This window comes from Thalassospira sp. CA1 (genome assembly GCF_059052855.1).
On sequence record NZ_JBZCIA010000001.1, the window covers coordinates 644,133 to 670,400 of the forward strand.

Consider the following 26,268-nt stretch of genomic DNA (forward strand, 5'->3'; position numbering starts at 1 on the left):
TTTTTGTTTTAAGGGCGTAACGTCTTCAGGTTTCTTTCTTCGCCGGTTTGTCTGCATTCTCCGACCCTGACGGTTTGCGCTGCGGGCGCGGCGCCAGTTCGTTCATCAAAAGCATGTCCGCACGGCGGAATTTGGCGATTTCGGCATCAATATCTTCCTGCGGCACATCGCACGCGGCCAAAACATGATCGGATAACCGCAACCCGGTTTCCAGAACTTCCGGGATGGCGGCATCCGCCCCGTGGCGCGACAGCGGCCCGATATGGGTGATGTCCTGCGCGCGGGCAAAGATCTTCAGATGCGGGTAATGCTGGCGCAAAAGGGCGACCGTCTTCTCGGTCGCATGCGGGTTCCCCATGGCAACAACCGCAATTTTTGCCTCATCGGTGTGTGCCGCCCGGAAAGTTTCCGGTCTGGACCCGTCGGCAAAGTAAACCGGAAGGCCTTCCGCCCGCCCGCGTGAAACCTGCTGTGCATCACTATCAAGCACCAGGAACGGAATATTGCGCGTCTTGAGCAACCGGGCCAGAACCCTGCCAACGCGGCCGCTTCCGATCACCAGAACATGCTGGTGAATGCCCTCGGACTCCTCGGCAATCTTGCCAAGCTGGTCTTCTTCCTTGGGATGAAGCTTTTCCTCGATCTTGTGACCAAGGCTGATCAGGGTCGGGGTCAGCGCCATCGAAATCGCCACCACCGGGATCAGCATGGCTGCCATTTCAAGCGGCACCGCGCCGTTCTGGGCGGCCAGGGCAAACATGACAAAGGCAAATTCACCGCCGGCGGCCAAGCTCATCGCCACCCGGATGGCAAGGCCGGTTTCAAACCGGATCGCGCGCGCCAGAACGAACAAAACCGCCGTCTTGATCACCAGCAACAGCACCAGCCACATGACGATGGTGCCAAATTCGTTATACACAACGTCGGCATCAACCGACATGCCCACCGACATAAAGAACAGCGACAGGAACACGCCGCGGAACGGTGAAATGTCGGCTTCGATCTGATGGCGGAACTCGGTTTCGGCCAGCATCACCCCGGCGATAAACGCCCCCAGCGCCATCGAAAGCCCGGAAACCTCGGTCAATGTGCTGGCGGCTAGCACAACAAACAGCGTGCCGATGGCAAACAGTTCCGGGTTCTTAAGCGACGCGATATAGCGAAACAGGCGCGGCAACACATAGCGCCCGACCAGTAACAACAACGCGACCGACCCAAAACCAAGCAGGATGCTCATCCACGGGCTGGTTTCCGTGCCAGCATCACCTGCCGCCTGCACCATGATCAGGAACGGACCAACCGCCACGTCCTGCAATAACAAAATGGCAAGGGCCGCACGGCCAAACCGGGTATTGAGCTGCTTGTCATCGGAAAGCTGTTTGAGGATGATCGCGGTCGATGAAAGCGCAAGCGCCCCTGCAATCACCAACGCCGTCGGCAGCGGGAATTCCATGACAACCAGAAGCCCCAGAAGGGCTGCCATCGACACCAGAATTTGCAAAACACCCAGACCGGCAAACCGCCCGCCAATCACGCGCAAACGATCACGCGAAAGCTCCAGCCCGATCATGAACAGCAGGAAAACCACGCCCAGTTCGGCAACCGTGGAAATGTCTTCGCGTTCGGAAATCAGGCCAAAGCCGAATGGCCCGATAAAGAACCCGCCAATCAGAAAGCCGATGATCGAATTCGCACGCAGCTTGTGCGCAATCGGCACCGCAATGATCGCGGCAGTCAGAATAAGAAACAGCTCAAACAGGACGCTGTGATGCATGGCGAAATTCGTTCCGGAAGGCGGTCAAATAATCAATGGGTATCAGGACCTAAATGCCTGAAAATAACGAGATTACAACGATAACGAAAATAACCCTGCCAGTCGTGGGTAAATTTGCGGCATTGGCGAAATTCACCGCCCAATCGCACTATAAAGTGCTGTGTCGATTGTCACCGCCTGATGACTTGCCATTCGCGCTGCCAAATGCCATCTTCCGCGGGCCCGACAACGGGCCGGTTTAATCGCTTTTGAAACGAGCAGATATTTTGGAACAGCTAATCCCCTATCTTCAGATCATCGCGGGTCTTGTATTGCTGACAGCAGGTGGTGAATTCATCGTAAGGGGGGCGGTTGGTCTTGCACTTTTGCTGGGCGTTTCCAAGGTGATCGTCGGTCTGACGATTGTCGCCGCCGGCACGTCAGCACCGGAATTTGTCGTCTCGCTCAATGCATCACTCAAAGGCACGGCCGATATCGCCATGGGCAACGTTGTTGGCTCCAACATTGCCAATATCCTGCTTATTTTGGGTGCTGTTGCCTTGCTTAAACCCGTTGCGGCCTCGCGGGTCACCGTGGTGCGCGATGGCGGCACCATGTTGCTGGGCACGGTCCTGTTTATCGCCTTTTGCATGTTTGGCGTGATTGAACGCTGGGCCGGGGCGGTGATGCTTTGTGTGCTGGCGGCCATCTGGTACTTCACCTATCAGCACGACAAAAATTCGCCAAGCGAGGCCAGCCACCTGCACGAGGAAGAAGTCGACGAAGTCGGCGAAAAGCCCAAAGGCTGGACCAGGCCGATCATCGCGACTGTCATCGGGATTGTGGCGCTGATGTTTGGCGCGGAATGGCTGGTTGAAGGCGGGGTCTCGGTCGCCCGACAGTTTGGCGTATCCGAAGCCGTGATTGGCCTGACCCTTGTTGCCTTTGGCACGTCGCTTCCGGAACTCGCTGCATCGGTGGTTGCCGCCTTCCGCGGGCATTCCGATGTGGCGCTGGGCAATGTGTTTGGCTCGAACCTGTTGAACCTGCTTGTGATCATTGGCGGTGTGTCGCTGATCGCACCGATCCCGGTGCCTGAACAGATCATGAACTCCGACATCTGGATCATGCTGGCGGTAACCGTGGGCTTGCTCGGTGTTGCCTATGCCATGCGCAAGATTTCGCGCATCACCGGCGTTGCATTCGTGATTGCCTATCTGGTCTATGTCTTCCAACTTGTCGTAGCATAGTCAGTTCAATCAGTTCGCGGGCCGTCTGTCTCATGACGGTCCGCACACTTTGCGAAGGATCGAGGCAACAATGACAGGTCAATTCCCGAAATCCGTTCTGATCACCGGTGCGGCAAAACGCATCGGTCGTGCATTGACCCTGGATCTGGCGCGCAACGGCTATGACATTGCCCTTCATTGCAACAGCTCGAAACAAGACGCCGAAGCTGTCGCGAACGAGGTCCGCGACCTTGGCCAAAAGGCCTGCGTCGTTTCGGCCGATCTGACCAACGAGGATGCAACCCATCAATTGGTTGCCGATGCGACCAGGCAACTTGGCCCGATCGGGGTTCTGATCAATAACGCCTCGACCTTTGAATTTGATGATGTGCAAACCGCAACCCGCGAAAGCTGGGATTTGCATATGGAAACCAATTTGCGCGCGCCGTTTATCCTCTCGCAGCAATTTGCAAAGCATCTGCCAGATAACTGTCAGGGCATGATCCTCAACCTGATTGATCAGCGTGTCTGGAACCTGACCCCGCATTTCATGACCTATACCCTGTCCAAAGCCGGGCTTTGGACCCTGACCCAGACGCTGGCATTGGCCCTTGCACCAAAAATTCGCGTCAATGCCATCGGGCCGGGGCCGGCACTGCCTAGTAGCCGACAAACACAGGAAGATTTCGACGCGCAGTGCGAAAAAACACCTCTGAAAATAGGGACAAACCCGCAAGAGATTTGCGACGCGGTTCGATTTTTCCTTGCCGCGCCGGCCATCACCGGGCAAATGTTAGCGCTTGACGGCGGGCAGCACCTCGATTGGGCGCCCAGTGGCGAAGAAGATGCGCCCAACGAATGATGCCCGGCAGTGATCATTAAATCGCTGCCAGACATCGGGCCGGACATGTGTGGTTCTGTTGATCAAACTGCACAGGAAAGCAGCACAAGGAAGACCGGAATATGACCGCAGGCCTTAAACAGGATGCCAAAATTACGACATTGCCATTTGCCGATGTGCCCCATGCAGATCGTGCAGGCAACCTGCGCCGTGTCTTCGTGCGTGACATGATCATTCACACCTCCATCGGTGTTTACGAACACGAAAAAGAAGCCCCGCAACGCGTGCGCATCAATCTCGACCTTGCCGTGCTCGAAGGCGACGGTGTCCAGAATGATGATATCACCACCGTGCTGAGCTACGAGGATCTGGTCGTCGGCACGCGCCGCATCTGCCAGGATGGTCACACCAACCTTGTGGAAACCCTTGGGGAAAAACTCGCCGACATGTGTCTTGCCGACCCGCGTGTGCGCAAGGTGATCGTCAGGGTTGAAAAGCTCGACGTTTTTGAAGATGCAGCTGCGGTTGGTGTGGAAATCGAACGCCACAATATCGCGCGCTGATCGATACGCGATTTCCCGAAAAAATTTACTTTTCCAGACGGCCAATCCAAGGGACTCTGTGATTCCTCTGGCGCGAATCGCTATGGCGCTTATTCACAAGCATCTGGCGAATATGATTCAAAGGAAAATATTCATTTTTTACGACTCTATTACCGAATGATTTCACGTTGACAGTATTTTTATTGTTTAAAATCAATAACTTGATTGTTTTGCTCAATAATTGTGCACTTCATAGAACGTTAAGACTCTCAAGGGGTGCAGGAAGTCACCCCCCGATTACCCACATAGTTATCCACAGTCTTGGTGGACATCTTTTTTGGCATGGCGATTCCCCTCGGTGCGGTTGCGATGTTAATCTTTTCAGCTATGTTTCAATTCGCGTTTGCCTGTGACGGCTGTCACAACTTTGAATGTATTTTAGACTCTGTTGCTCTGCGCTTTAACCTCAACAGATTCTCCTGATCTCGGAGTGCCTTGATGAAGCCACCTGTTTCCCCCGAAAACCCGACCGGGGATGACGCCCCGAAACGGGAAATCGGTTTGTCGCTTGATGGTGATAAAATCGACGGCGGGGCAGCACGCGGGGTGGAGGCGATCAAAAATGCGCTGAAAACCATGCCGGGCTCGGCGGGGGTCTATCGCATGATCGATGACAAGGAACGGGTGCTTTACGTCGGCAAGGCCAAGAACCTCAAGAAACGCGTGGTCGCCTATACCCGCATCATGCAATTGCCGATCCGCATTGCCCGCATGGTGGCCCAGACGGTGCGGATGGAAATCATCACCACCCATACCGAGGCCGAGGCGCTCCTTCTTGAATCCAACCTGATCAAGAAACTTAAACCGCGCTACAACATCCTGCTGCGCGATGACAAAAGCTTCCCCTATATCCTGATTACCGAGGATCACGACTATCCGCGCATCGTCAAACATCGTGGCGCACGCGCCAAAGATGGCAGTTGCTTTGGCCCGTTTGCCTCGGCCTGGGCGGTCAATAACACCATCAATCATCTGCAACGCGCCTTTTTGCTGCGCTCCTGCACCGACGGGGTGTTTTCCAACCGCTCGCGCCCCTGTTTGCTTTATCAAATCAAACGCTGTGCGGCCCCCTGTGTTGATCGCATTTCCAAGCCGGAATATGACGAGCTTGTTGATATCTGCCGCGACTTCCTGACCGGGCGCAGCCAGAAAATCCTCAAACAGCTCGAAGCCGACATGATGGATGCCTCGGAAAAGATGGAGTTCGAACAGGCCGCGATGTATCGCGACCGCATCCGTGCGCTCAGTCAGATCCGATCCCATCAGGACATCAACCTCGAAGGTGTCGAAGAGGCCGATGTTATCGCCCTTCATCAGGAAGGCGGGCAAAGCTGTGTGCAGGTGTTCTTCTTCCGCTCGGGTTCGAACTATGGCAACCGGTCCTATTTCCCGCGCCATGAACAATCCGCCGAAATTCCCGAAATCCTCTCGGCCTTTGTCGGGCAGTTTTATGCCGATAAACCGGCCCCGAAACAGATATTCCTGTCGCATGAAATCGAAGGCCAGGAACTGGTCGAAAACGCGCTTGGCATCAATAACGACCGCAAGATCGAATTGCTCGTGCCCAAGCGCGGCGGCAAACGCAAACTGGTCGAACATGCCCTGACCAACGCCAAGGACGCATTGGGCCGTCGTCTGGCCGAAAGTGCGACACAACGCAAATTGCTCGAAGACCTGGCTGACAAGCTTGATCTCGAAAGCACGCCGGAACGGATCGAGGTTTACGATAACTCCCACACCCAGGGCACCAACATGGTCGGCGGCATGATCGTCGCCGGGCCCGAAGGCTTCATGAAAAACGCCTATCGCAAATTCAACATCAAGGGCGATATAGCGCCCGGTGATGACTTTGCCATGATGCGCGAAGTCTTAACGCGTCGTTTCGCCCGGGCGCAAAAAGAAGACCCGGACCGGGAAAACGGCACATGGCCGGACCTGTGTTTGATTGATGGTGGCTTGGGTCAGCTTGGCGTGGCACGTGAAGTGCTCGAAGACCTCGGCATCGAAGACGTCATGCTAGTCGGTGTCGCCAAGGGGGTGGATCGTAATGCCGGCAAGGAAGTGCTGCACATCCCCGGCAAGGCACCGGTACGTCTCGATATGAAAGACCCGGTGCTCTATTTCATTCAGCGCCTGCGCGACGAAGCCCACCGCTGGGCGATTGGCACCCACCGCGCCAAACGCGGCAAACAGATGGGCAAAAGCGTGCTCGACTCAGTGCCCGGTGTGGGCGGCGCACGCAAAAAGGCACTGCTCCACCATTTCGGCTCCGCCCGCGGCGTTGCCGATGCCGGGCTCTCGGATCTCGAGGCCGTCGATGGCATCAGTGCCGCCCTGGCGCGCAAGATTTACGACCATTTCCACGAAGACAAATAGAAATATTGGCCACGCAGCTTTGGGCTGTGTCAGCGGCGCTACCTGAACGCGCAAAGAGAGTGGCCTTCCGTCCCATCTGTCCGATGAACACAGGTGATATACGTCACACGTGGACGATCAGGACAGAAATCGGGACGTTCGCGCATGTTGAAGCCAGTGGTTTGTACTTACTTACAATAACTGCACTCAGGTTTAGGTGCATCTACCCCCAACGCCCAGATTGTCTTGATCTGCTCAGTCAGATGCACGTCGTCTTTTGTGTCAGTTATCTTGGATTTGTCAGATGGATCCTCTTTCCGATGTATTGTCGCTGTTGCGGCCCAAGAGCTACGTATCCTCCGGTTTTAGCGCCGGGGGCGAGTGGGCTATTGAATTCAACAAACAACATGACCGGATCAAATGTTACTCTGTGGTATCGGGAACTGCTTGGCTCGCAGTTAAGGATGGGCCGCCGCCAACCTGTTTGAAAGAAGGCGATTGCTTTGTGTTGCCAAGTGGAAAGCCGTTTATTCTTGCAAGCGACTTGTCGGTGCCGACTGTTGATTCCAGTACACTGTTCCCGCCACCGCAGCCAGGCGGGACTGTAGCTTGCAACGGCGGTGGATACTTCTTCCTCGTCGGCAGCCGTTTCGCCGTTCACGGGAAAACAGCACCATCCCTGCTGAGGATGCTGCCCGAAATCGTCCACATTCGTAAGGATTCCGAACGGGCTGCACTTCATTGGTCAATACAGCGCATGATTACGGAACTGAACGAGCGGAAACCGGGCAGTGATCTTATCGCGCAACATCTGGCACACATGATTCTGGTGCAGGCGCTGCGGATTGAGTTGACCGAGAACAGTAACCATGACCTTGGCTGGTTTTCTGCACTTGCCGACCCCGGGCTGGGACTGGCAATTCAGGCCATCCACTCAGATCCTGCCAGAAAATGGTCTCTGCAGGAGCTTTCGGCGTGCGCAGGGATGTCGCGATCAATATTTGCCCAGCGATTCAAAGAAAGAGTTGGTGAAACGCCGATCGAATACTTAACCCGATGGCGGATGTTATTGGCGGTGGATCGCCTTGAAAACTCGACCGACCCTGTGTCGTCCATTGCGCTGGCTGTGGGATATGAAGCAGAAAGCGCATTCAGCACAGCATTCAAGCGGGTAATGGGTGCCTCGCCACGGCAATACAGTTTTAACCGGCAGGGTTCCGCTTTCTAGGTTGCCTTCAGCAAATTCCCGATCCGTCCGATATCTGGCAAAGATGCCGCCAACAGACCACAGGACTTTCGCTGTTGGCGGATTTGCCTATCGCTAGGAATGAAAAACTGAATTTGAAGGACGTCGTTGAAACGCCGAACGCGTGGGCTAACTGTTGCTTGGCGAGCTTTTTCAACGAGTACCCTTCAAATTCAATCGGCAGACAAGCTCCTACCCGTTTAGGGCTTCAAGTACCCTGTCAGGCAAGAATGGATAGTGCCGAAGACGTGCACCATCCGTCAAACGGGCAAAGGCGTTTGCAATTGCAGGGCCAATGGGCGGAAGCCCGACTTCACCCATACCGGATGGTTTTTGTGTCGGATCGCCAAGGATGGAAACCTCAATCTCGGGAATTTCTGACATGCGTATGACGCGATAGGTGTCAAAGTTTCCTTCTTGGACTTCTCCATTTACCACGTTGATTTGCTCATACAGGGCATGACTGATGCCATGAGTGATTGCGCCTGTCATCTGCGCTTCAATATTCTGAGGTTGAATGGCAACGCCCGGATCGACGGAGGTCCAAACCTTGTGAACGCGGATTTGGCCATTTTCGCGATTAACCGATACTTCCGCGACTGCTGCGCAGTGAGCACCGAAGCTGTCTGAATAGGCCAGTCCAAGGGCGCGACCTTCACGCGGACGTGACCAGTCTGACATTTTTACTGTGTTTTCAATAACCTTACGTGCCCTTGGCTCCCCGGCAAGCAGCTCCAGACGCTGTTGGGCAGGGTCAATGTTACGGGTCGCAGCAATTTCATCAATCACACATTCCACAGCAAACTTGGTATATCCACAGCCAACCGCGCGCCAATACCCGATATCAAGACCTTGATCCTGTCGAAGATACTCAACTTCGTGGGTGGGCATATCGTAATTGAAGTCTGCGCCTTCGGTGACAACGTCGTCCAGCCCACCTGCCTCTTCGAATACCGGGGGCAATGTGCGTGCAAAAATGGAGTCCGCTGCAACACGGTGCTGCCATCCGCTGATGGCGCCAGACGACGTAAGTCCAACCCTGACATGTTGCGCGACCAAAGGACGATACTTGCCGTGACGGACATCGTCCTCGCGGCTCCAGATAACTTTCACCGGTCGCCCTTTGACTTCTTTTGCAAGCGAGACGGCATCATCCACAAAGTCTCTCTCTGCGCGGCGACCAAATCCCCCGCCCAGCATCGTTGTATGGACTTTTACTTTGTCGGTCGTTGTTCCGGCGGTTTGTGCCGCAAACCCTTGCGTGAAAGTTGGACCTTGCGTCGGTGCCCAAACCTCGACCCCGTCGTCTGAAACAAGGGCTGTCGCATTCATTGGTTCCATCGTGGCGTGGTAAACGTGATCGCTAAGGTAATCTGCTTCGATAAGGATATCAGATGACGCAATCGCTTGTGCCGCCTCACCCTTTTTAACGGCGTTTACCCCCGTTTGGGAAAGGTCGCTTCCGGCTTTTCGGTATTCTTCGATAAGACTGGCGCTTGAGTAATTCCTGATCCGTGATCCGGTGGTCCACTCAATAGAAAGCATCTCCTTGGCGCGGATCGTTGCCTCAATCGTTTCACCTATGATGCCCACACCATAAGGCAGTTGTACGATTTTGGTGATACCCGGAACGTTTTTGGCCTCGCTGTCGTCAATGGTCTCGGGCGTCTCGCCTTGGACAGGAGGACGGAGTACAGCACCGTAAAGCATATCAGGAAGTTGAACATCGATCCCGTATATGGCGCTGCCATCTGCTTTGGACGGAACATCAATGCGTGGAACGTCTTGTTTGCCTATATAATTCCATTGTTCAGGCTGTTTCAGGTCGGCTTTGGAAATTTGCGGCAGCGGATCTGAAATTTTTCCAAGGCGTGAAATTTCACCATAGCTTATTCTGGTTTGTGTCGGGGTGTGGACAACCATGCCGGGTTCGGTATCAAGTTCCGTAGCCGGGATATCCAGAATTTCAGCCGCGCTGTGCAGCAGGATCATGCGGGTTTGCGCACCCACAAGGCGCAGAGGCTCATAATAGCCTCGTGTTGATTCACTCCCCCCAGTGAGCTGTATTCCGTAAAATCCCGGGTTTCCATATTTCTCTGCGTCTGAGGGCGCTTGAACAACTTTGACCTTGCTCCAGTCGGCATCCATTTCGTCTGCAATCAACAATGGCAGGGTTGTCATAACACCCTGACCCATTTCAGAGGCAGGGGATATGATCGTTACCGTGCCGTCATGATCAATAGTGACCCAGGCATTCGGGGTATAGTTGCCTGCGGTTTCGGTCGCAATTGTCGCTGCAAATGCCTGCGAAGGCAGATTTCCGTAGCTGACTGCGATACCAACTGTCCCGGCAGTAATCAGAAAACTGCGGCGCGAAATAGAACGCGTGTGAACCTTTAATTCGTTTTTCATCGGTTAACTCTCCCGGGCTGCCCGTTGAATCGCTTTGATAATTCTGTCGTAGGTCGCACAGCGGCAAATATTGCCATCCATGTGATCGACGATTTCCTCACGTGATGGGGCGGGGTTGTTTTTGAGAAGGGCAGCCGCCTGCATGATCTGGCCGGACTGGCAGTATCCGCATTGCGGGACTTGCTCCGCTACCCACGACTTCTGAAGGGGATGGCTGCCATCTTCTGAAAGCCCTTCGATGGTGGTGACTTCTTTGCCTGCGACATCTTCGAGCCACGTGACACACGCGCGTGTCGGTTCACCATCGACGTGAACAGTGCAGGCACCGCATTGTGCTAAGCCGCATCCGTACTTTGTGCCCGTGAGCTTCAAATGCTCGCGGATAGCCCAAAGCAGTGGGGTATCGGGTTCAGCCGTGATTTCGACGACACGTCCATTTATCGTAAATGAGGTCATGAAGATTTCCTAACCGGGCCTACTGGTTGCTGAGAAATGAGATGATTGCGCTACGTTGGGTCGGGCTTGAAATTTTTAGGCGCATGCGCGAGCCCGGAACCATGTCCCGAGGGGCAGAAAGGAAGGCGTCGAGCGTGCTGGCGTCCCAGACAATCCCTGAATCCTTCAGCGCGCCTGAGTATGTTGCCCCATCGATGCTTGCCGCTCTGCGGCCGATGATTTCAGAAAGATGAGGGCCAATTTTGTTTCGGCCATTTTCCAGGCTGTGGCATGAGCCGCATCGGCTTTGAAAAATTTTCTCTCCATCGGGCTCATCTGCCCCGACATAAAACGGAACGAACACAAAGACGCACACGAATGCCGTTAAAATCCGTGAAGCCACACGGTATTGGTCTAAAAGAAAAAGTGAACGCCATTTACACGAAGTGTAGTTATTGGACAATAAAGTACAAATCACGACAATCCTCGCAGAAGTCATTCAACCGATTATCTTGGTTCTCTCTGGTGTTTCGATTATCTTATAAGAATTGAAATTGGGTGATATGCGGCAAAGTCTGCTTTATATTCGTGATCGTCCGTTATTTTTTGTCGTATGGTCAGATGCTGTTTGGAGACGGGTTACGATAAAGAGTAGCGTGAATCTCGGAGAGTATCGAAAGAGCAATGCTTTCTGGTAAGGTCCCGCCTATGTCGAGACCTGCTGGACTACTCACCTTGAATTCGAATTTCTCTTCGGAAAGCCCGGAAATACCCAGAACATCCATAAATCGATGTCTCGGGCCAAGCATCGAGAGATGGCGAATAGGTGTATTGAACAGAGCTGCCAACGCGCTGGCGTCTATTGTCATGCTATGTGACATCAGAATCGCTGCATCAACGCGGAACTCGTCCACATAGTTCGCAAGTGACTGATCTACCTTACGAAGAATGGCGCTCGCATGAGGAAAGTATTCACTTCGTGCATTGCTTGGGCGGGGGTCTGCGATTGTGATTTTCCAGCCAAGATTATGGGCAATGTTGCTTACCGGCAGGGCATCTTGTCCGCCACCGACGACAAGGATATGTGGTTCGGGTCTGATCGGGGTTACAAGCCATTCCCCGTCGGCATTGCTTTCGATGTATGCCTGATCGTGAAAGTCGACGAAAGAAGGCCGGAAATAGCCGGTCTTCTCTCCAATTTTCAGATGGTGGTAACCACTTTCGCGTTTGACCAAGGCTTCGTAAATGTCTGAAAGCCCAAGATCATCACTGCCGTTGATGGGATGCAGGACAATATGGACAACGCCTCCACACCCGATGCCTAACTTGAAAGACAGGTCATCCTCATCATTTCCGTCATAAGCTAACGTGACGATTTTATTTGTGACAATCGCCTTTCGCGCGTTACGGACAATATCGGCTTCAATACAGCCGCCGCTTAAAAGTCCGAACTGCTGACCTTTTCCATTGATAAGCATCTGGGCACCAGCCTTCCGGTAGGCTGATCCTTCCGTACGATAGACAGTGCCCAGAACCCATTCAGTATCGAATTGGGAAGTTTTCCAAGCTTGCAGAATAGAAAAGAGCTGATTTCTCATGAAAAGGTCATTGCTCAATAAAATGGAAGCTGTTCGGGGGGATGCGTTGGGTACGGGGAAGAAAAATCCCCCGAACAGCTCGGTTTAGAACGACGTCACAGACCTTTCTTGATATTCATCGCGGCCGGTCCTGACGGCGCACATTGAAAATAGTAGTAAAGTCATTGGTCGACTATTCGCCGCAGTCTTTAGATTCTTCGTGAAAGTACGAAACTGCTGGAAATGAATGTGCCGATGTCGCGCTTACCGTCCTGTCGCGCAAGATTTACGACCATTTCCGCAGCAACGACTAAAAAAGCATCGGATGGCATCTTGCTTTTTGCTGCCCGTGGCGCGATACCCGGTACGCCCTGCCGCCCGGCGGGGCATTTTCGCGCGAAACGTCCATAAATAATCGGCTTGCCATAAATGCGATATTTTCCTTCCTGGTCTGTGACCCGGTCTTCCACAGTCATGCCTGATCAACGTCTACCTTGGGGTGCGATGTTCCCGATGGGCTTGCAGCATCTTGTTGCCATGTCGGGTGCGACCATTCTGGGCCCGCTTCTGATGGGGTTTGACCCCAATCTGGCGATCTTGTTTTCCGGTATCGGTACCCTGATCTTCTTCATCTGCACCGCGGGCCGTGTGCCCAGTTATCTGGGCTCGTCATTTGCCTTTATCGCGGTCGTCATTGCCGCCACCGGTTATGCCGGATCGGGACCAAACCCCGATATTGGCGGGGCCCTTGGCGGGATTATTGCTGCTGGCGCGCTTTATGTCGTGATCGGCCTGATTGTCATGGCAACCGGCACTGGCTGGGTCGAAAAACTGATGCCGCCTGCGGTGACGGGGGCTGTTGGTGCGGCGATTGGCCTTAACCTCGCTCCGGTCGGGATCAATGGCATCACGGGCGATAACATGCATATGCTGGTCGCCCTTCTGACCCTGCTGTCGGTGGCCTTTGTCTCGGTCTATGCGCCGATTGCGCTGCGCCGGATTTCCATTCTGGTCGGCATCCTGGCGGGCTATGTTCTGGTGCTGGTTCTGGGCAATGGCTTTGGCCTGATGCCGGCGATTGATTTTACCGAACTTTCCCAGGCCGCCTGGTTTGGCATGCCATCCTTTGTCGCACCGCGCTTTGAAAGTTCTGCCATGTTCCTGATCGCGCCGGTGGCCTTCATTCTGGTGGCCGAAAACCTCGGCCATATCAAGGCGATTGGCGGCATGACCAAACAGAACATGGACCGTTATATCGGCCGTGGTTTTGTCGGCGATGGTCTGGCAACCATGCTGGCCGGATCGGGCGGCGGGACCGGGGTGACCACCTATGTTGAAAACATGGGTGTCATGGCCGTAACCCGCGTGTTTTCGACCCTGATCTTTGTCATTGCCGCCGTGATTGCCATCCTGCTTGGTTTCTCGCCAAAATTTGGCGCATTGCTCCACACCATTCCTGGGCCGGTTCTGGGCGGATTGGGTGTCGCCGTGTTTGGCCTGATTGCTGCTGCCATGATCCGTTTGTGGGTCGATAACCGCGTTGATTTCTCTGATCCGCGCAACCTGTTTACGGTGGGCATCACGCTGATCTTTGGCGCCGGCGACTTCACGGTCAATTTCGGTGGTTTCGCCATGGGCGGGATCGGTACCGCGACCCTGGCTGCCATCATCCTCTATCAGGCGCTCAGCATCGGACGTCGCAAATCGGATGATGCGGCTGAGGCAGATGTCGCCTGATCGCCTGTCAATTTGATCGATTTAGGGGCTGCATCCTTGTTTCGGGATGCGGCCCTTTTCTTTGCGTCAAATATGCAGATGCGCATCCATTGCATCATGCAGAACGCGCACGACAAACACACCATCGCCTTCAATCAGGTAGTAAACCATATGGCGTTTATGATGGTGGCAATACATGCCCGGATGCAGAAAACCGACATCCCGGCCAATATGCGGGGAATTGGCCAGATTGTTCAGGCAATCACGCAAAGACAGGAAATACGCAATGGCCTGCTTTTCGCCAAAACTCTCGTGGGAATAAATGTATATCCCCTCAAGATCTTCATCCGCCTTTTGCGAAAGGATGTAGTTAGCCATCCGTCAGCTTCTTGCGGGTCTCCTGCAAAATGTCTTCTGCCGTGCGGGGGCTGCGACCGCTGCTAAGCCCCTCATTAAGCGCTGCCTTCAGCAGTTTTTGTCTGCGTTGGTCCTGCCGGATCAAATCGCGAATATAGTCGCTTGAACTTGCGTATTCGCCCTGTTCAATCTGGCTCTCGACCCATTCGCGCATAAGGTCAGGCAGGGATACATTCATCGTCGCCATGATGTGCTCCGTTATCAAGATATGGCAAATTATGTCAAATTTTGCCAATGCGGTCTATCACGGACGTGTGCTTGTTTCGCGATGCGGGCTTTTCCTTTGGCTCAGATACGCAGATCGCCCACAGCATCCTCAGCCCCTCAAACCCTCAATCCAGATACGGTGCCAGAACCTCCTCGATCCAGGCCATAAAGGCACGCAGCCGCCGAGACAGATTGCGACGGTGGGCAACGACAAGGTTGACGTCCAGCGGTTCCGGGCGGAGATCCGGCAGGATTTCCACCAAGGCGCCGCTTTCCAGATGCCGGTGGACACCGGTATATGCCGCTTGGATCAGGCCAAGGCCAGCAAGCCCGGCGGCCTCGTAGGCTTGCACGCTGTTTACTTGCAATGCGCCGGGCAGCGGTAATGTCGCATAGGCATCGCCATCGACAACCGGATATTCCCAGCCATAGGGCTTTGCGCCCAAGGTCCGGCTGTAATGAACCGTGCGGTGGCCTTGCTTTTGCAGATCATCGAGCGAGAGCGGCGTGCCGTGCCGCGCCAGATAAGCAGGACTTGCCGCATTCACCATGCGCAGCCGCCCCACGGGGCGGGCAATCAGGTTTTCGTCTCCAACCGGGCCAATTCGCAGGACACAGTCAAAACCCTCTTCGACCAGATCTACCTGCCGGTCGGTGCTGGACAGTTCCAGCTCCAATTCCGGACAGGCGGCCATGAAGTCCGGCAAGGCAGGCACCAATGTTGTCCGTGCAAGCTCGGTTGGCAAATCCACCCTCAGCCTTCCGCGCAAAGTGCTGTTATCGCCAGCAAACATCGTACGCATGTCGTCGAAATCGCTCAGCAAGTCTCGCGCACGCTGATGGAACCTGCGGCCATCGTCGGTCAATTGCACGCTGCGTGTTGTCCTGTGCAGCAGCCTGGCACCCAGTTCCTCCTCCAACTGTCGCACAACGCTCGAAGCACGCCCTTTCTGTATGCCCAGGCTCTCTGCCGCGCGGCTAAAGCTGTGCATTTCGGCAATCCGCACAAAGATCATGAGGTGCTCAAGGTTCTGCATATGAAAAAGCTAATTGTTTCTTTTTGAAAAAACAATGCGTTTTTATTTGCATGATTTATCGCATTAATCCGGCGCGATAATTTGGCGGTGAAAACAAAGCTCAAACCGGAGACATCATGCCAGACAACAAGAAACCCAACTTTCTGCCTTGGCTTGGATATGCCGCCAGCGCCCTTGTTGTCTTTGCGCTGCTTGCCGATGGTGCCGTGCAGTTTTTTGTCCCCGCGCTGGCGGGGCCGATGCTGCGTGAAGGCGGGTTTGACATCGGTCTGGCACCGCTGATGGGTGCGATCATGGTGTCTTGCGCGATCCTGTATGCCATTCCGCCAACCGCCGTGTTTGGCGCGATCCTGACAACAGGCTTTCTTGGCGGGGCGATATGCACCCATGTTCGACTGGGCGAAATTGGCTCGCCGCCAGTGATTATCTCGCTTGGGCTGGGCCTGCTGACATGGGGCGGCCTTTACCTCCGTGATCCCCGGATCCGACTTTTGTTGCCGATCCGCCGCAAAGCATGACCTGCGGCATGCTCATTCCCGAAAGGACAAAGATATGACCAAAGACACCATTACAACTGCCATCGTTTATCATTCCGGCTATGGCCACACCCGGCGCGTCGCCGAAGCCGTCGCCGAAGGAGCCGGTGGCATCCTGATTGCCATCGACGACGATGGCAATATTCCCGACAGTGCATGGGACACTCTGCTGGCCGCTGATGCAATCATCTTCGGTGCACCGACCTATATGGGGGCTCCCAGTTGGCAGTTCAAAAAGTTTGCCGATGCCTCGTCCAAAGCTTGGTTCGTGGATGCTTGGGAAGACAAGGTCATGGGCGGTTTTACCAATTCCGCCAGCCTCAACGGCGACAAGCTCAGTACATTGCAATATTTCATGCTTCTCGCCTGTCAGCACGGGGGACACTGGGTGTCGCTCGCGATCAAGCCTGCGAATACCAAGGCGGCCAAACGCGATGACCTTAATCGGATGGGCTCCCATGTCGGTCCGATGGCACAGGCTGATGCGGATGCCACCCCCGAAGAAATGTCGGTGGGCGATCTGGAAACCGCGCGCCTCTATGGCGTTCGTGTCGCAAGGATTGCCGCCCAGTTCGCTGCCACCCGAGGTGTACAGTAATCAAAGGCGCGCTCCATGATGGATACAAAAAAGTCCCTTCTCATCGGAGGGCACTGGTCTGGTTCCAGTCGTGGGGGAACTTATACCTGCCTTGATCCATACAGCGGTGAAACGGCGACCCTTGCTTCAGCAGCACGGGCGCATGACGTTGACCGCGCCGTTGACGCCGCCAAGCAGGCCTTTATTTCATGGGCAGCATTGGCGCCCAATGAGCGGGGTGATTACCTGATGGCAACGGCCAATGCGGTCGCGGCACGGGCCGATGACATCTCTGCCGCGATTACGGTCGAGATGGGCGGACCTGCTGCCTGGGGTGCTTACAATGTCAAGGTTCTGTGCGAAAAGCTTCGCTTTGCAGCGGGGGCGGTGTATCAGGGGTTGACTGGCGAACTTATCCCCTCGAACAGGCCTGACCGCACGATGATGGCGATCCGCAAACCTGTTGGCGTTGTCGCCAGCATCATTCCCTGGAATGCGCCAGCTTTGCTTGTTGGGGCCTCGGTTCCTGCCGCCTTGGCCGTTGGCAACACCGTGGTGATCAAAGCGTCCGAACAGACCCCGCTGACGCATGCGCTTGTTGCGCAATGCTTTTGCGATGCGGGGATCCCCGACGGTGTCGTCAACCTGATTACCAATGCGCCCAACGATGCGTCCGAAGTGGTCGATGCCCTGATCGCACATCGTGATGTCTGCCGTATTCATTTCACGGGGTCGACGCGGATTGGACGTCTCATCGCCGAAAAGGCAGGTGCGCACCTGAAACGCGCAGTGCTGGAACTGGGCGGCAAGGCACCCTGTATCGTATTGGCCGATGCCGATCTGGGGCGCGCGGTCAGCGCAGCAGCTTTTGGCTCTTTTGCCAATTCCGGTCAGGGCTGCCTTTCGACAGAGCGGATCATCGTCGACCGCGCAATCGCAGATGAATTTTGTGATCGCCTTGCCGCCGTGGCACGGCGGGTCCCACATGGGAACCCGCGCGAGGAAGGCATTGTTCTGGGGCCGGTCATCAATCAGGCTGCTGTGACGCGCTTGATGGAAATGACCGAGGACGCTGTTTCCAAGGGGGCCGAATGTCTTGCTGGTGGCACGGTGAATGGGCGTTGCGTTGCCCCGACGGTGCTAAAGGGCGTGACACCTGAAATGCGCGTCTATCAAGAGGAATCTTTCGGTCCAATCGCCGCTTTGGTGATTGTCGATGGCCCCGAAGAGGCGCTGCGTATTGCCAACGACAACGACTATGGCCTGTCTTCGGCGATCTTCAGTCGGGATGTGACACTGGCGCTCGATATGGCAAAACGCCTGAACGTTGGAATGTCCCACATCAACGGTGCGACGCTCGATGATGAGGCACAGATTCCCTTTGGCGGCGTGAAAGACAGTGGCTATGGGCGCTCCGGCGGCACCATCGGATTCGAGGAGTTCACCGAAATTCAGTGGATCACGATCGAAGGTCCCGCAGCAGGGGGGTACCCGATTTCCGAGTAGGCCAGGTTTTGCGCCTGATCACGATACCGAGGGTGCCACCCTGCCAGAGCAAGAATGGTATTTATCGCACGGGCCGTGTTCTGACGCTAATCCGTCATCAACACGGCCCTTGTGGTATGTGCTTCAAGTCTTTAATAATTGCGCGGCCTTGGGCGTTTGCGCATCAGGGCCTTGATGTCATTGCCGTAAAATCCGTCAAACAGGCCCCGTTTATGAAGAACCAGATTCCCAATCTGCTGACCATGTCGCGCATATTCGTAATCCCGGCGCTGATTGCGTCGTTTTACATCAATGGTCCGGTTGGCAACTGGATCGGCTTTGCGCTGTTTGCCTTTGCCGGGGTGACCGATTTCTTTGACGGCTATCTGGCGCGCTCGATGAATGTGGTCTCCCCACTTGGTCGGTTCCTTGATCCGATTGCCGACAAGCTGCTGGTGGCTGCCGCATTGATGATGATGGTGGCCTTTGAACGCATTTCTGGTTTGGCGGTATTGCCCGCGGTGATCATCATGTGCCGGGAAATAATGGTGTCGGGCCTGCGCGAACATCTGGCCGAGATTAAAGTGCCCTTGCCGGTCACCGTCCTTGCCAAATGGAAAACCACGGCTCAGATTCTCGCCATTGGGTTCCTTCTGGTCGGCGATGCATCGCCCGATCTGATTCCGTCGATCCTGATTGGTGATATCCTGCTTTGGATTGCCGGGATCGTTACGGTTCAGACCGGCTATATCTATTTGCGCACCGGCCTGAAACACCTTGATTGATTAACGGGACGGCGACCATGTCACGCGTTTCTGTTCAGCAACTTGATTTTGACCCGGGCGCCGAACTTGCGGCCCTGACCGATGGTCGCACCGATATCGGGGCTGCGGTCAGTTTTGTCGGGCTTGTGCGTGATATCCACGGTGGCGAAAACGTTTCGGCCCTGACGCTTGATCACTATCCCGGCATGACCGAACGCGAACTGGAAAAGATCGCCGATGAGGCCGCCAATCGCTGGCCGCTTGATGATATTCGCATCATTCATCGCTTTGGCCGCATGTTGCCCGGTGAACGCATTGTTCTGGTGATTGTCCTGTCCGCCCATCGCCGTGCCGCGTTCGAGGCCTGCGACTTCATCATGGATTTCCTCAAAACCCGCGCACCCTTCTGGAAACGCGAAGAAACGCCGGATGGCGGTGATAAATGGGTGACGGCAAAGGCATCCGATGATGCCGATGCCGACCGCTGGAAATGATGGTGGAAATGACGGTGGAAGTAACCCCAAAACCCGTCAGATAAATTTCGTCAGCACCGCAACCAGTGTCATCAGCCCGGTTTGCAAGGTCGCGGCATTATTGACCTGCTGGCGCAATTGCGTCATCGCCGCTTCGTCCTCGGCGTCGACTTCCTTGGCTTCATCAAGCTGTTTGGCCTGAAGGGCGACCAGTTGGCTGGCGGCCTTATCAAGGGCGGGTTTGGATTTGACCTTCTGATCAATCGTCGCCCCCTGATAGGTCACAGCAGCAGTCGCATAGGCTTCCTGTGCGTCCGCAATCAGGGCACCGAGTGTCTGGCTCATTGTGAAAACTCCCTCTTTTCTAGTTGGTTGCGGTTTCAAGCAGGCCGGTGCCCTGGGTGACCAGTTCCGCCGGGCTCAGCTTGCCGATCTGGCTGGAAAGTTTGATGCCGTCTTCGACCGCGGTAATCAGCGACCCGACATCAAGCTTGGCATAGTTATCGATCTGTCCCTGCAACCTGTTGCCAAGGGCTGAGGCCGTGACAAAGGCGCGCAGGGTATCGGTCTGCATTGCGCGTTCGGCCGCAATCAGGCTGTTCCATTGCTGCCACCAGGCCTCGATCAGAAGGCTTTCGGCCTCGGGGTTGTTGTGGTCCTTGGTGCGGATCAGGTTCAGTTCGGCAATCAGGGTGCTGCGCCGGGTCAGGAATTGCGGCGGGGTGCGCGCGAATTCATCGCTGATGGTGGCAAGCTGTGTGCGCAGTTTTTCCAGGATCGGACCTGATTCTGTGACCGCCGACGCACCGAATGCCGATCCGGCTTCGATATTATCGAAAATCGCAACGAACTGCTGATACTGGCTGCGAAGGCCCTTCAACGTATCCTGCCACTGGCGCGCGACGCTTGGATCGATTTTCACCGCATCGGGATCAAGCAATGTATCGATATTGGCCGGTGTGATCGTGCCGGTGAAATCGGTGATGTTGCTGACAAACGCGCTGCGTTTTGCCGTGTCGGATTTCGGGAAGGGGGCAAATTGCGTGCTGTAGGCCGCGTCATAGTGATCGAACGCCTGCTCGGTCGCGCTGCCAAACTGGGTGACCGAAAGTTTCAGGGTCTCGGCCTTCTGCGAACAGGCCGCAAGCAGGGTGATCGCGCCGATCAGAAAACTGCGGCGAACAAATTGTATGAGGATTGAATTGGTCATATCGGCCCCGTCTGATGAAGTTGCCCGTTCGGGCATCAGATTTCAGACGGGGACGCGATCAGTTTGTGATCGGGCAGGGGCGATTGTTCAATGAAAACGAATAATCGGTCTGATTATTTGCTCAGCATGAAAAGTGCCTGATTGCCCAAAAAGTTGGAAAATCGGGTCTGGCTGCCGAGGCTGAGCTTCGATCCCGCTTCATTGAGAACCATCGACCGTTCGATCATCAAATCCATCTCTTTGCACAGCGCAACGAAGTCCAAAACCGTGCAGAAATGGATGTTTGGTGTCTCGTACCACATGATCGGAAGGTTGGGGTTCTGCGGCATGCGGCCGCGGAACATCAAATCAAACCGTGCGCGCCAATGGCCGAAATTCGGGAAGGATACAATCGCCTTGGTGCCAATGCGCAGCAACTCCGACAGCACTTCTTTCGGGCGCTGGGTTGCCTGCAAGGTCTGGCTGAGGATGGCGTAATCAAACGCCCCGTCCGGGTAATCGCGCAGATCGCGATCCGCATCACCCTGCATCACCGGAAGTCCCTGTGCGACACAGTTGCGCACCCCTTCGTTGGACAGCTCAAGCCCCCGCCCATCAACCTTTTTGGTGCGTGTGAGGTATCCCAGAAGTTCGCCGTCGCCACAGCCGATATCAAGCACGCGCGTGCCCGGCTCGATCATGTCGGCAATCAGTTGCAGGTCGACACGGATGCGGTCGCTATGCGCAACGTTTGCTGCGCTGTTTGGGTTCAAAGTCTCATTCATGATTATTTCAGCCCCCGGCCTTCGGCGGCACCTTCGATGAAGCCACTCAGCACCATGTGGAAATCGGGTTCATCAAGCAGGAACGCATCATGGCCCTTGTCGCTTTCAATCTCGACACAGCTGACATTGCATGATGCGGCATTGAGCGCATGGGCAACAATCCGGCTTTCAGCGGTGGTAAAGCACCAGTCGCTGGAAAACGAAATGACGCAGAACCGGGTTTTGCAGCCCTGAAAGGCCTCGGCCAGCCGCCCGTCATATTCAAGCGACAGATCGAAATAATCCATCGCACGGGTGATATAGAGATAGCTGTTGGCATCAAACCGGTCGACGAAGCTTTTGCCCTGATGGCGCAGGTAACTTTCGACCTGGAAATCCTGATCGAAGCTATAGGTGATTGCACCACGGTTTTGCAGCTTGCGCCCGAATTTGCGATGAAGGGCCGGTTGCGACAGATAGGTGATGTGCGCAGTCATGCGTGCGACAGCCAGCCCGCGTGACGGTTTCTTGCCTTCAAGCAGGTAATTGCCCCCGCACCAGTCCGGATCGGCCATGACAGCCTGACGTCCGACTTCGTGGAAGGCGATATTTTGCGCCGAATGACGGAACGAGGTCGCAATCGGGGCCGCAGCATAAACCCGTTCGGGATAGCTTTTGCACCATTCAAGAACCTGCATGCCGCCCATCGACCCGCCAATGACGGCAAACAGCATGTCGATGCCAAGTGCGTCAATCAGCATGGTCTGGGCACGCACCATGTCGGCAATGGTGATCACCGGGAAATCAAGGCCCCACGGCTTGCCGGTTGCCGGATTGATTTCCTTGGGCCCGGTACTGCCAAGGCAGCCGCCGATCACGTTGCTGCAGATGACGAAATACTTGTTGGTATCAATGATCTTGCCGGGGCCGACGATTTCAGACCACCAGCCTTCCTTGCCGGTGATCGGATGGACGTCATCGGCAACATATTGATCACCCGTAAGCGCGTGGCAGACCAGAATCGCGTTGGATTTGTCGGCATTGAGTTCGCCGTAGGTCTGATAGGCCAGAGTGAACGGACCGAATTCCACACCGCTATCAAGGCGCAGCTTTTCCGTTTCGCCAAGCACCATGTGGTGGCCTGGAAGCGGGGGGCGCTTTTCCGTGTTGGTCGCGGTGGACATGAATTGCGGTTTCCTTGGTTATTCGTTGTTTCCGTGGGCAAACCGACAACGCGCCGTGCTTTCATCGTCGGTTTTGCGGAAATTAGTTCGTCCTAGGGTCAGGACCCACTAATTTGATATCAATGGCAGACGTTATATTTGTGAAATCCAAGGAAAATGCCGTAGAGCGGGATGGCTCCCCGCGCAAGGGATTTGACGCCGGAGTTTGCAAATATAACGTCTGTCCTTCGGATTCATCGGATTTGCACGGCCTACTTTGTCGCAAAGCCTTAAAAGATACATATCTTCCTGCGGCTTTGCTTCGCGTATCCGCACAAAGCCGATGAACCATTGAAACCAAATTAATGAGTCCTGACCCTAGCTATGAAGCAGAGCCGGGGTTAGTCAATCTTTTCTTTGCATTTCTGCGGCCCTGTCCTAATACTGTGCGCCGTTCAAAAGAAGAGTAGATTATGGCGTCTGACGATAAAAATTTGGCAAATCTTGACCTGAATGAGCTGCGCGGAGAGATCGACGAGATCGATCAGGCTTTGCAGTCGCTGATCATTCGCCGGACAAAGGTTGTGCAGGCCGTCGGGGCCTACAAGGACCGGATGATCGCGGCGGGTGGCAAGGTCAAGGTGCCCTATCGTCCGGCCCGTGAAGCCCGCATCATGCGCACGCTTGTTGAACGTCATGAAGGGGCCTTTCCCAAAACCGCCCTGATCCAGATCTGGCGCGAAATGATCGCGGCCGGAACGCGGCTTGAAGCGCCGTACACAGTGGCACTTGGCCGCAATGCCGACGGGTTGGATTGCTGGGAACTGGCGCGTTTGAATTTCGGGTGCCTGAACGAAATCATTGAATTTGATACCCCGCGCGAAGCGTTCAATGCCGTTGAAGACGGGCGGGCAGCAGTTGGTGTGTTTCCCAAACCGCAATTGGGCGAGGCCCAGCCATGGTGGGTCCATCTGAGCGAACAAAGCCCGGTGCGTGTGGTTTCAAAGCTGCCCTTTGGCGGGCGCCCGGTTGGACGCGGCGAAGATACCGAAGGTTTCGTTCTGGCCGCGATCGACCTTGAAGACAGCGGCGATGACCGGACTCTGTTTGTGGTCAGCCTGTCCAAAGAGATTTCGATGGATACCGTGCGCAAAAAAATTGCGGATGGCATCGACGGATCGGTAATCCTTGGCTTTTCTGACGATGAGGCGACGGATCGGCGTTTTGTGCTTGTTGATGTGCCGGGATTCTTTTGTAATCGCACCAATGCGTTTCAGAGCACACTGGACGCGCAAGGTCTTCGCCCCGAAAGTTTGCGGGTTGTTGGGGCCTATGCCGTGCCGCTTGCCGAAGACGCACTGAGTTAAACATGCTTGGCAGCCGCGACTGGCTGCAATTTCCCCAGGGAGAATATACCTGATGTCTGCGCCCACCCCACGCCCCGGAATTCTTGATATCGCGCCGTACAAAGGCGGTAAATCCAGTGCTGACAGTGCTCAGCGCGTGATCAAATTGTCTTCGAACGAAGGCGCACTTGGCCCGAGCCCCAAGGCCATGGAAGCCCTGCGTAACACGGCAACCCGTTTGCATCGTTATCCGGATGGCGGTTGCGACGTTCTGCGTCACAAGCTTGCCGAGAAATACGGTCTGGAATTTGATCAGCTTATTTGCGGTAACGGTTCTGATGAACTTCTGACCCTGTTGATCCGTGCCTATGCCGGTCCGGGTGATGAAGTGCTGTATTCGCAGCACGGCTTTTTGATGTATCCGATTGCGACCATGGGCGTTGGTGCAACGCCGGTAACCGCGCCTGAAACCAACATGACGACCGATGTTGATGCGCTGCTGGCGGCGGTGACGGACAAAACCAAGATCGTGTTTGTTGCCAACCCGAACAACCCGACCGGCACCTATATTTCGGATGCGGAAATGAAGCGCCTGCGCGATGGTCTGCGTGAAGACATCGTTCTGGTGGTTGATGCGGCCTATGCCGAGTTCATGACCGGTCAGGAAGATTATTCGGCAGGTGAAGAGCTTGTGAAAGCAGGCAACAACACCGTGATGACCCGCACATTTTCCAAGATCTATGGTCTTGGTGGTATCCGTCTGGGCTGGTGCTATGCGCCGCCGGCGATTGCCGATGTGCTGCAACGCCTGCGCAACCCGTTCAACGTGCCGCTGCCGACACAGGAAGCCGGTGCCGCCGCCCTTGATGATGATGACTTCGTCAATGAGTGCGTGCGCCACAATGCCGAGACGCTTTCGTGGTTCCGCGACGAGGTGAACGCGATTTCGGGCCTTAAGGCACATCCGAGCTATGGCAACTTCGTTCTCGTTGAATTCCCGGCAGAAGAAGGCAAGAACGCCGATGCTGCCAATGATTTCATGATGGCCCGTGGCGTGATCCCGCGCAAAATCGGTGCCTATGGCCTGCCGCAGATGCTTCGTATTTCTATCGGTACGAAGGAAGAAATGGAAATCTGCCTGCAGACCATCAAAGACTTTGTGAACGCATAAAATGACCAATACTGCATCCCAGCCGCTGTTTGAAACTGTCGCCTTTATCGGCATGGGCCTGATCGGCTCGTCCATGGCCCGTCGCATCAAGCGTGACGGCCTTGCCAACAAGATTACCTGCGCGGTCCGATCAGAAGCGACCCGTGACCGGGTGCTTGAACTTGGCATTGCCGATGAGGCCTATTGCGACATCAAGCAGGCGGTTGGTGATGCGGATCTGGTCATGGTCTGTGCCCCGGTTGGTGCCAATGAAGCCATCGGGGCGCAATTGACTGGTGCGCTTAAAAAGGGTGCGATTGTTTCCGACGTTGGGTCGGTCAAACAATCGGTCATCCGCGATATTGCCCCGCATCTGGACGAAGGTGTGCATTTCGTACCCGGTCACCCGTTGGCCGGTACGGAACATTCCGGCCCGGATTCCGGTTTTCCGGAACTGTTTGAGGAACGCTGGTGCATCCTGACCCCGATCCCGGGCGAAAACGAAGCTGCGATTGCCAAGGTCAAAGCCCTTTGGGAAGCCTGCGGGATGTATGTTGAATGCATGGATGCCGATCATCATGACCGTATCCTTGGCATTACATCGCATCTGCCGCACCTGATTGCCTACACGATTGTCGGAACGGCAACCGATCTTGAAGATGCGCTGCGTCAGGAAGTGATCAAGTTTTCCGCAACCGGTTTCCGTGATTTTACCCGTATTGCTGCGTCTGATCCGACCATGTGGCGGGATGTGTTCCTGAATAACCGCGAAGCCGTTCTCGATGTGCTGGGACGTTTTCAGGAAGACCTGATGGCCCTGCAACGCGCCATTCGCTGGGGCGAGGGTGACAAGCTGTTTGAGCTGTTTTCGCGCACCCGTGAAATTCGCCGCGGCATTGTTGATGCCGGTCAGTATTTCGCCAATTTCTCGGCCGAAGGCGAAGACCGCAAAAGCGACGAAAAGAGCAAGAAAAAGCCTGCTGAGTAATTTGGG

27 protein-coding genes are annotated in these 26,268 nt (G+C 55.1%); 14 read left to right on the top strand and 13 right to left on the bottom strand.

Annotation, left to right across the window (positions count from 1 at the left end; translation table 11 throughout):
• Positions 1-25: 25 nt before the first annotated feature.
• Complete coding sequence (locus tag AC5Q5A_RS02920) at positions 26-1,774, bottom strand: cation:proton antiporter domain-containing protein (RefSeq protein WP_197146064.1); 1,749 nt, start codon at positions 1,772-1,774, stop codon at positions 26-28.
• Between the two features lie 266 nt (positions 1,775-2,040).
• Here AC5Q5A_RS02920 and AC5Q5A_RS02925 point away from each other — a divergent pair, with 266 nt between their 5' ends.
• The 5 genes from AC5Q5A_RS02925 to AC5Q5A_RS02945 all read left to right on the top strand — a co-directional run bounded on the left by AC5Q5A_RS02925 (position 2,041) and on the right by AC5Q5A_RS02945 (position 8,008).
• Entirely contained in the window at positions 2,041-3,003 is a 963-nt protein-coding gene (locus tag AC5Q5A_RS02925) for a calcium/sodium antiporter (RefSeq protein WP_063088525.1), read from the top strand.
• A 70-nt stretch (positions 3,004-3,073) separates the two neighbouring features.
• Entirely contained in the window at positions 3,074-3,844 is a 771-nt protein-coding gene (locus AC5Q5A_RS02930) for an SDR family oxidoreductase (RefSeq protein WP_008888329.1), read from the top strand.
• A 101-nt stretch (positions 3,845-3,945) separates the two neighbouring features.
• Positions 3,946-4,386, top strand: a complete 441-nt coding sequence (folB, locus tag AC5Q5A_RS02935; protein WP_008888328.1) for a dihydroneopterin aldolase — start codon at positions 3,946-3,948, stop codon at positions 4,384-4,386.
• Between the two features lie 477 nt (positions 4,387-4,863).
• The gene (gene uvrC / locus AC5Q5A_RS02940; protein ID WP_493894281.1) at positions 4,864-6,801 is read left to right on the top strand and encodes an excinuclease ABC subunit UvrC; all 1,938 of its coding nucleotides are present in this window, start codon (positions 4,864-4,866) and stop codon (positions 6,799-6,801) included.
• A 283-nt stretch (positions 6,802-7,084) separates the two neighbouring features.
• On the top strand, positions 7,085-8,008 hold the full coding sequence (locus AC5Q5A_RS02945; protein WP_493894282.1) for an AraC family transcriptional regulator: 924 nt from the start codon (positions 7,085-7,087) through the stop codon (positions 8,006-8,008).
• Positions 8,009-8,218: 210 nt separating this feature from the next.
• Here the strand turns inward: AC5Q5A_RS02945 and AC5Q5A_RS02950 are convergent, their stop codons facing one another.
• The 5 genes from AC5Q5A_RS02950 to AC5Q5A_RS02970 all read right to left on the bottom strand — a co-directional run bounded on the left by AC5Q5A_RS02950 (position 8,219) and on the right by AC5Q5A_RS02970 (position 12,926).
• Positions 8,219-10,438: a xanthine dehydrogenase family protein molybdopterin-binding subunit gene (locus AC5Q5A_RS02950; RefSeq protein WP_493894283.1), complete on the bottom strand. Its 2,220-nt coding sequence runs from the start codon at positions 10,436-10,438 to the stop codon at positions 8,219-8,221.
• A 3-nt stretch (positions 10,439-10,441) separates the two neighbouring features.
• Positions 10,442-10,894, bottom strand: a complete 453-nt coding sequence (locus tag AC5Q5A_RS02955) for a (2Fe-2S)-binding protein (RefSeq protein ID WP_493894284.1) — start codon at positions 10,892-10,894, stop codon at positions 10,442-10,444.
• Positions 10,895-10,913: 19 nt separating this feature from the next.
• Positions 10,914-11,372, bottom strand: coding sequence for a c-type cytochrome (locus AC5Q5A_RS02960; RefSeq protein ID WP_493894285.1), 459 nt, complete (start codon positions 11,370-11,372; stop codon positions 10,914-10,916).
• Positions 11,373-11,490: 118 nt separating this feature from the next.
• The gene (locus AC5Q5A_RS02965; protein WP_493894286.1) at positions 11,491-12,471 is read right to left on the bottom strand and encodes an XdhC family protein; all 981 of its coding nucleotides are present in this window, start codon (positions 12,469-12,471) and stop codon (positions 11,491-11,493) included.
• A 188-nt stretch (positions 12,472-12,659) separates the two neighbouring features.
• The gene (locus tag AC5Q5A_RS02970; protein ID WP_493894287.1) at positions 12,660-12,926 is read right to left on the bottom strand and encodes a hypothetical protein; all 267 of its coding nucleotides are present in this window, start codon (positions 12,924-12,926) and stop codon (positions 12,660-12,662) included.
• Here AC5Q5A_RS02970 and AC5Q5A_RS02975 point away from each other — a divergent pair.
• Positions 12,925-14,187, top strand: coding sequence for a uracil-xanthine permease family protein (locus AC5Q5A_RS02975; RefSeq protein WP_493894288.1), 1,263 nt, complete (start codon positions 12,925-12,927; stop codon positions 14,185-14,187). The two genes, AC5Q5A_RS02970 and AC5Q5A_RS02975, sit on opposite strands and share 2 nt — an antisense overlap.
• A 66-nt stretch (positions 14,188-14,253) precedes the next feature.
• Here AC5Q5A_RS02975 and AC5Q5A_RS02980 read toward each other — a convergent pair whose 3' ends face one another.
• The 3 genes from AC5Q5A_RS02980 to AC5Q5A_RS02990 all read right to left on the bottom strand — a co-directional run bounded on the left by AC5Q5A_RS02980 (position 14,254) and on the right by AC5Q5A_RS02990 (position 15,827).
• Complete coding sequence (locus tag AC5Q5A_RS02980; protein ID WP_493894289.1) at positions 14,254-14,544, bottom strand: type II toxin-antitoxin system RelE/ParE family toxin; 291 nt, start codon at positions 14,542-14,544, stop codon at positions 14,254-14,256.
• Entirely contained in the window at positions 14,537-14,770 is a 234-nt protein-coding gene (locus AC5Q5A_RS02985) for a type II toxin-antitoxin system ParD family antitoxin (RefSeq protein WP_493894290.1), read from the bottom strand. The genes AC5Q5A_RS02980 and AC5Q5A_RS02985 overlap by 8 nt, the downstream gene beginning before the upstream one ends.
• Positions 14,771-14,915: 145 nt before the next feature.
• Entirely contained in the window at positions 14,916-15,827 is a 912-nt protein-coding gene (locus AC5Q5A_RS02990; RefSeq protein WP_493894291.1) for a LysR family transcriptional regulator, read from the bottom strand.
• Between the two features lie 116 nt (positions 15,828-15,943).
• Here AC5Q5A_RS02990 and AC5Q5A_RS02995 point away from each other — a divergent pair, with 116 nt between their 5' ends.
• The 5 genes from AC5Q5A_RS02995 (at position 15,944) to moaE (ending at position 19,683) form a co-directional block, all read left to right on the top strand.
• Positions 15,944-16,345: a DoxX family protein gene (locus AC5Q5A_RS02995; protein WP_493894292.1), complete on the top strand. Its 402-nt coding sequence runs from the start codon at positions 15,944-15,946 to the stop codon at positions 16,343-16,345.
• A 34-nt stretch (positions 16,346-16,379) separates the two neighbouring features.
• Positions 16,380-16,961 (top strand): flavodoxin family protein, encoded by a 582-nt coding sequence (locus AC5Q5A_RS03000; protein WP_493894293.1) that lies wholly within the window; start codon positions 16,380-16,382, stop codon positions 16,959-16,961.
• A 15-nt stretch (positions 16,962-16,976) separates the two neighbouring features.
• The gene (locus AC5Q5A_RS03005) at positions 16,977-18,446 is read left to right on the top strand and encodes an aldehyde dehydrogenase family protein (protein ID WP_493894294.1); all 1,470 of its coding nucleotides are present in this window, start codon (positions 16,977-16,979) and stop codon (positions 18,444-18,446) included.
• A 212-nt stretch (positions 18,447-18,658) separates the two neighbouring features.
• Positions 18,659-19,210, top strand: a complete 552-nt coding sequence (pgsA, locus tag AC5Q5A_RS03010) for a CDP-diacylglycerol--glycerol-3-phosphate 3-phosphatidyltransferase (RefSeq protein WP_040822814.1) — start codon at positions 18,659-18,661, stop codon at positions 19,208-19,210.
• Positions 19,211-19,227: 17 nt separating this feature from the next.
• Positions 19,228-19,683: a molybdopterin synthase catalytic subunit MoaE gene (gene moaE, locus AC5Q5A_RS03015; RefSeq protein ID WP_493894295.1), complete on the top strand. Its 456-nt coding sequence runs from the start codon at positions 19,228-19,230 to the stop codon at positions 19,681-19,683.
• 36 nt (positions 19,684-19,719) lie between these two features.
• Here moaE and AC5Q5A_RS03020 read toward each other — a convergent pair whose 3' ends face one another.
• The 4 genes from AC5Q5A_RS03020 to metX form a co-directional block, all read right to left on the bottom strand.
• Complete coding sequence (locus AC5Q5A_RS03020; RefSeq protein ID WP_210515115.1) at positions 19,720-20,007, bottom strand: hypothetical protein; 288 nt, start codon at positions 20,005-20,007, stop codon at positions 19,720-19,722.
• Between the two features lie 19 nt (positions 20,008-20,026).
• The gene (locus AC5Q5A_RS03025) at positions 20,027-20,872 is read right to left on the bottom strand and encodes a hypothetical protein (RefSeq protein ID WP_493894296.1); all 846 of its coding nucleotides are present in this window, start codon (positions 20,870-20,872) and stop codon (positions 20,027-20,029) included.
• Between the two features lie 113 nt (positions 20,873-20,985).
• Positions 20,986-21,636, bottom strand: coding sequence for a methionine biosynthesis protein MetW (metW, locus tag AC5Q5A_RS03030; RefSeq protein ID WP_493894297.1), 651 nt, complete (start codon positions 21,634-21,636; stop codon positions 20,986-20,988).
• Positions 21,637-21,638: 2 nt separating this feature from the next.
• Complete coding sequence (metX, locus tag AC5Q5A_RS03035; RefSeq protein WP_040822680.1) at positions 21,639-22,799, bottom strand: homoserine O-acetyltransferase MetX; 1,161 nt, start codon at positions 22,797-22,799, stop codon at positions 21,639-21,641.
• A gap of 473 nt (positions 22,800-23,272) precedes the next feature.
• Here metX and AC5Q5A_RS03040 point away from each other — a divergent pair, with 473 nt between their 5' ends.
• Genes AC5Q5A_RS03040 through AC5Q5A_RS03050 form a run of 3 tightly spaced genes read left to right on the top strand, consistent with a single transcriptional unit; the run spans position 23,273 to position 26,262 of the window.
• Positions 23,273-24,145 carry a chorismate mutase gene (locus tag AC5Q5A_RS03040; protein ID WP_245227710.1) on the top strand — a complete coding sequence of 291 codons (873 nt, stop codon included), beginning with the start codon at positions 23,273-23,275 and terminating at the stop codon, positions 24,143-24,145.
• Positions 24,146-24,197: 52 nt separating this feature from the next.
• Positions 24,198-25,295: a histidinol-phosphate transaminase gene (hisC, locus tag AC5Q5A_RS03045; protein WP_008889145.1), complete on the top strand. Its 1,098-nt coding sequence runs from the start codon at positions 24,198-24,200 to the stop codon at positions 25,293-25,295.
• 1 nt (position 25,296) lies between these two features.
• Entirely contained in the window at positions 25,297-26,262 is a 966-nt protein-coding gene (locus AC5Q5A_RS03050) for a prephenate/arogenate dehydrogenase family protein (RefSeq protein ID WP_008889146.1), read from the top strand.
• The last annotated feature ends 6 nt before the right edge of the window (positions 26,263-26,268 follow it).

Coding starts and splice junctions, on each gene's coding strand:
- AC5Q5A_RS02920 (WP_197146064.1), bottom strand. CDS start 1,774: ATGCATCACAGCGTCCTGTTTGAGCTGTTTCTTATTCTGACTGCCGCG.
- AC5Q5A_RS02930 (WP_008888329.1), top strand. CDS start 3,074: ATGACAGGTCAATTCCCGAAATCCGTTCTGATCACCGGTGCGGCAAAA.
- folB (WP_008888328.1), top strand. CDS start 3,946: ATGACCGCAGGCCTTAAACAGGATGCCAAAATTACGACATTGCCATTT.
- uvrC (WP_493894281.1), top strand. CDS start 4,864: ATGAAGCCACCTGTTTCCCCCGAAAACCCGACCGGGGATGACGCCCCG.
- AC5Q5A_RS02945 (WP_493894282.1), top strand. CDS start 7,085: ATGGATCCTCTTTCCGATGTATTGTCGCTGTTGCGGCCCAAGAGCTAC.
- AC5Q5A_RS02950 (WP_493894283.1), bottom strand. CDS start 10,438: ATGAAAAACGAATTAAAGGTTCACACGCGTTCTATTTCGCGCCGCAGT.
- AC5Q5A_RS02955 (WP_493894284.1), bottom strand. CDS start 10,894: ATGACCTCATTTACGATAAATGGACGTGTCGTCGAAATCACGGCTGAA.
- AC5Q5A_RS02960 (WP_493894285.1), bottom strand. CDS start 11,372: ATGACTTCTGCGAGGATTGTCGTGATTTGTACTTTATTGTCCAATAAC.
- AC5Q5A_RS02965 (WP_493894286.1), bottom strand. CDS start 12,471: ATGAGAAATCAGCTCTTTTCTATTCTGCAAGCTTGGAAAACTTCCCAA.
- AC5Q5A_RS02975 (WP_493894288.1), top strand. CDS start 12,925: ATGCCTGATCAACGTCTACCTTGGGGTGCGATGTTCCCGATGGGCTTG.
- AC5Q5A_RS02970 (WP_493894287.1), bottom strand. CDS start 12,926: ATGACTGTGGAAGACCGGGTCACAGACCAGGAAGGAAAATATCGCATT.
- AC5Q5A_RS02980 (WP_493894289.1), bottom strand. CDS start 14,544: ATGGCTAACTACATCCTTTCGCAAAAGGCGGATGAAGATCTTGAGGGG.
- AC5Q5A_RS02985 (WP_493894290.1), bottom strand. CDS start 14,770: ATGGCGACGATGAATGTATCCCTGCCTGACCTTATGCGCGAATGGGTC.
- AC5Q5A_RS02990 (WP_493894291.1), bottom strand. CDS start 15,827: ATGCAGAACCTTGAGCACCTCATGATCTTTGTGCGGATTGCCGAAATG.
- AC5Q5A_RS02995 (WP_493894292.1), top strand. CDS start 15,944: ATGCCAGACAACAAGAAACCCAACTTTCTGCCTTGGCTTGGATATGCC.
- AC5Q5A_RS03000 (WP_493894293.1), top strand. CDS start 16,380: ATGACCAAAGACACCATTACAACTGCCATCGTTTATCATTCCGGCTAT.
- AC5Q5A_RS03005 (WP_493894294.1), top strand. CDS start 16,977: ATGATGGATACAAAAAAGTCCCTTCTCATCGGAGGGCACTGGTCTGGT.
- pgsA (WP_040822814.1), top strand. CDS start 18,659: ATGAAGAACCAGATTCCCAATCTGCTGACCATGTCGCGCATATTCGTA.
- moaE (WP_493894295.1), top strand. CDS start 19,228: ATGTCACGCGTTTCTGTTCAGCAACTTGATTTTGACCCGGGCGCCGAA.
- AC5Q5A_RS03020 (WP_210515115.1), bottom strand. CDS start 20,007: ATGAGCCAGACACTCGGTGCCCTGATTGCGGACGCACAGGAAGCCTAT.
- AC5Q5A_RS03025 (WP_493894296.1), bottom strand. CDS start 20,872: ATGACCAATTCAATCCTCATACAATTTGTTCGCCGCAGTTTTCTGATC.
- metW (WP_493894297.1), bottom strand. CDS start 21,636: ATGAATGAGACTTTGAACCCAAACAGCGCAGCAAACGTTGCGCATAGC.
- metX (WP_040822680.1), bottom strand. CDS start 22,799: ATGTCCACCGCGACCAACACGGAAAAGCGCCCCCCGCTTCCAGGCCAC.
- hisC (WP_008889145.1), top strand. CDS start 24,198: ATGTCTGCGCCCACCCCACGCCCCGGAATTCTTGATATCGCGCCGTAC.
- AC5Q5A_RS03050 (WP_008889146.1), top strand. CDS start 25,297: ATGACCAATACTGCATCCCAGCCGCTGTTTGAAACTGTCGCCTTTATC.